5 protein-coding genes are annotated in these 3,858 nt (G+C 47.8%); 2 read left to right on the top strand and 3 right to left on the bottom strand.

Translation table 11 applies throughout. The features are described 5' to 3' along the window. Positions 1 to 13 precede the first annotated feature (13 nt). Together COT43_08315 and COT43_08310 are read left to right on the top strand one after the other, a co-directional pair. Complete coding sequence (locus COT43_08315) at positions 14 to 1,252, top strand: hypothetical protein (GenBank protein PIS27870.1); 1,239 nt, start codon at positions 14 to 16, stop codon at positions 1,250 to 1,252. Next, entirely contained in the window at positions 1,173 to 1,529 is a 357-nt protein-coding gene (locus COT43_08310) for a hypothetical protein (GenBank protein PIS27869.1), read from the top strand. The genes COT43_08315 and COT43_08310 overlap by 80 nt, the downstream gene beginning before the upstream one ends. Positions 1,530 to 1,556: 27 nt before the next feature. On the opposite strand, the gene COT43_08305 is transcribed toward COT43_08310, so the two are convergent. The 3 genes from COT43_08305 to COT43_08295 form a co-directional block, all read right to left on the bottom strand. Beyond that, positions 1,557 to 1,976, bottom strand: coding sequence for a GNAT family N-acetyltransferase (locus tag COT43_08305; GenBank protein PIS27868.1), 420 nt, complete (start codon positions 1,974 to 1,976; stop codon positions 1,557 to 1,559). Between the two features lie 21 nt (positions 1,977 to 1,997). Next, positions 1,998 to 3,146, bottom strand: a complete 1,149-nt coding sequence (locus COT43_08300) for an amidohydrolase (GenBank protein PIS27867.1) — start codon at positions 3,144 to 3,146, stop codon at positions 1,998 to 2,000. 30 nt (positions 3,147 to 3,176) lie between these two features. After that, positions 3,177 to 3,858: FAD-binding oxidoreductase (locus tag COT43_08295; protein ID PIS27866.1), on the bottom strand; the 682-nt coding region annotated here is incomplete at its 5' end.

Below are 3,858 nucleotides of genomic sequence, written 5' to 3'. Positions count from 1 at the left end.
CCAGGCTTATTTATTGCAGAATGTGTTTGACGCGGTTATTGCATCGGACACCGACGGTAGAATTCAGGCCTGGAACAATGCCGCAGAAAGGATTTATGGTTGGAAAGCGGAGGAAGTTCTCGGTCAGAAATTCCATGACATTATGCAACCCGAGTATCTCAACCAGTCCAGAGAAGAAGTGTTTGTTAAAATAGATCGGGATGGCATCTGGTCAGGTGAAATGATGCAGTATTGCAAAGACGGGAAAACCGTTGACGTACGAAGTACTATTTCGGTTCTGAAAGATTCAGCGGGTAATTTTTCCGGAAGAGTCTCCGTCAATCATGACATCACTGAACGCAAGCGGGCTGAAGAAACTAAGAAAATCCTGGAAGCGCAGCTTCAGCATGCCCAGAAACTTGAAAGTTTGGGTACGCTCGTCGGAGGTATCGCCCATGATTTCAATAACATCCTCGCAATAATCATTGGTCACACCTCTTTAATTGAAATGGGAGACATGCAGATGGAACGGATGACTGCCAGCCTTCAGGCGATTCAGAAAGCCGGACAACGTGCGTCGGCGTTAGTCAAACAACTATTGACATTCGCCCGAAAAGATGAACCCAATTTGCAGGCGGTCAGTATTAACCAGATCATCGAAGAACTGATGAAATTATTTGCCGAAACCTTCCCGAAAACGATTGAGATCAATAAGCAAACTGGAAAGGTGCCTTTCGTATTGGGCGACGCCGGTCAACTTCAGCAGGTTTTACTGAACCTCTGCGTGAACGCCCGCGACGCCATGCCGAATGGTGGTTCACTAACGATCCAAACGGATACTATGATGGGCGATGTCGTCCGATTGCTCTTGCCGCCAGCATCCGCATCAGAATATATCCGGATTAAAGTCTCGGATACCGGCATGGGCATGAGTGAATTGACAATCAAGCGTATCTTTGATCCATTCTTCACGACAAAAGATTTTGGGAAAGGAACCGGTTTAGGACTCTCGATTATCTATGGCATTGTAACTAACCACAACGGTTTCATTCTTGTTGATAGCGCCGAGGGAAAAGGAACGACATTTACTGTTTATTTGCCCGTTCCTCAAGAGGCTGAATCACTGGAAATTTCGACAGATCAAACCAACGGAGATATTGCGGGTGGAAATGAAACCATCCTCATTGTAGAAGATGAAAATATGGTGTGGAAACTTTTTACAGGAAGTTCTGGAGAAAAAAGGATACCACGTGATAACGGCGGTCGATGGTAAAGCCGGTTTGAAGACATACGGTGAACAAAGATCAAAGATCGACTTAATCATCAGCGATATCGGCTTGCCAATCATGAACGGGATCGAACTCTTTGAACGACTTATCGTAGCATATCCGGAGGTGAAAGTGATCATTGCCAGCGGCTACATTGAGCCGGATAAGAAATCCGATCTGCTGTCTCGCGGATTGAAAGCGTTCATCCAGAAGCCGTATCGACCGTCGGAAGCCTGGACAAGAGTCCGAGAAGCGTTAGATGCGCCTCTGGCAACTGACTGATTACTGGTGAACTTATAGCCCGCCGCTTTACTCTTCCCGTTGCATCGGAAAGTGATCGATATTAGCCTCTTTGAACAGTTCGCCGCAAACGTGGAATCCGTGTTGTTCGTAAAAAGAGCGGAGATGCGCCTGTGCGTGCAGTGTGAATTTTTTATATCCGCGAGATTTGGCGATGTCGAGCATGAAATCCACGATTTGATGCCCGTAGCTTTTCCCGCGAAAATCCTTCCGGACAGCGATGCGTTCTAATTTAGCAAAATCTTCGATGAAGCGAATTCTGCCTGCCGCAAACGGTTCGCCGTCGATTTCACCGAGAATGTGAGTCGCCGAGTTTTCATAATCATCCATTTCGATGGCATACGGCACGTTTTGTTCTTCCAGAAACACGATGCCGCGAACAATAAAAACCTTTATCAGGTCGTCGGGATTAGTTGCAATTCTGAACATTTTTGCTTTGTTGATAGAAAATTATCCGAGAATGCTAGCGATGAGTTGATGGAGAATTGTCAATCCAAGTTCGATCAATCCATCGGGAAAATCGTAAGCGGCGTCGTGCAGGTCGGGATGATTTTTTCCGGCTCCGATTCCGAAATAGGCGCCGGGAAATCGGGACGTGAAATATCCGAAATCTTCCGACCAGCGAAACGGTTTCTCAAGTTCGGTTATCTCCATTCCGCAAGATTTAGCGGCGTTCCGGACTTGTCGAATGGCATCAGTTTGATTGATGCAGGAAGGGAAAACGTCGCGATAGGAAAATTCACACGCCAGATGATGTTTTTCAGATATTCCCTGAATCAGTCTCACTGTTTCAGATTTCAAGAAATTGAGCCGATTATCTGTGTAAGCGCGAAGAGTCGCCATAACGACGGCGTCGCCAGGGGTCGTTCCGAATGCGACTTCGCCGAGACGCGCATGAATGACGGTGAGCAATGTAAAATCTTCACTCGAATCGGGAGCATGATGAACCGCGTTCAGTGCTTGAATTGTCTCAGCCATCGCCAGCGCGGGACTGACGGCGGATTCGGGATGCGAGGCGTGCGACGGATGTCCGGTTAGCGTCGCGATCATTCCGCACGAAGCCGCACTAAATGTTCGATCTTTGATGATAACCTTACCAAAAGGAAATCCGGGTAAATTGTGAAATCCGAAAATAAGGTCGATGGGAAATTGGCTGAAGTTTGTGTCGGCAAGAACGCGGCGCGCGCCTTCGCCAGTCTCTTCCGCAGGTTGGAAGATCAGGATAACTTTTCCAGATTTCAGCGGCTGTTGTGCGATCAAATGTGCCAATCCGGCGAGAATTGTCATCTGTCCGTCATGTCCGCAGTGATGCGAAATGCCGGTGATTTCTGACTTATACGGCAAATCTGTTTTTTCGTGAATCGGCAGAGCGTCCAATTCCGTACGGATGGCGACCGTTATTCCCGGCTGACCGCTGTCGAATACAACCAGAAAGCCGTGACCGCCGATATTTTGAACAATTTGACTTGGTTTGGAATGCGCCGAAATAAATCGGATGAGTCGCTCGGCGGTTACTTGTTCTTCATTCGACAATTCCGGATGCCGGTGGATTTCTCGGCGCAGGTCGATGAGATCAGATAAAAATGATTGTGAAATCATCCTATTGAAATTCTCAAGTTCAGTGATCGGTTAATCGATGTCGAAGATTTTTCCGGGATTGAGGATATTCTTCGGATCGAAGGCGAGTTTAACACGGCGCATCAGTTCGATGGACGTCGGCTCCAGCGCCTGCCCGATGAATGCTTTCCGTTTGTGACCGATGCCGTGTTCGCCGCTGATCGTTCCGCCGCACGCGACGGTCTTGTCATACAAATCCCAGAGAATCGTCGGCAATAATTCGTCCCACTTTTTCATCGACATCTCCGGTTTTTTCACGATTGTCGCGTGAAGATTTCCGTCGCCTGCATGTCCGTAACACGGAATGACGACGTCATATTTTCCCGCGAGTTTTTCGATTTCTGGGAGAATTTTCGGAATGGAGGCGAATGGAACGACGATATCTTCGAGACTTTGTATTGGTGAATAGACTTTGAATGCCTCGGCGATGTTGCGCCGGACTTTCCAAACGCGCTCTTGTGTTGTGGCGTTGTCGGCTACGAAAACGTCGATGGCGTCATTCTCCAGGCAAAGTTCGCCGATGGTTTCATATTCCTTTTCGAGTTGTTCCATGCTGTTGCCATCAACTTCGATGAGTAACATTGCTCCCGCGTCTTCATTCGGCAAATGTTCGTTCAGATATTTGTACGAAGTCTGGAACGAGAGTTTGTCCATGAACTCGATGGAAGTTGGGATGACGTGTCCCATCGTCATG

This window comes from Candidatus Marinimicrobia bacterium CG08_land_8_20_14_0_20_45_22 (genome assembly GCA_002774355.1).
Lineage (GTDB): Bacteria > Fidelibacterota > UBA2242 > UBA2242 > UBA2242 > 0-14-0-20-45-22.
The sequence above is the reverse complement of the archived record's forward strand: the minus strand, read 5'-3'. Positions and strand labels throughout refer to the sequence as shown.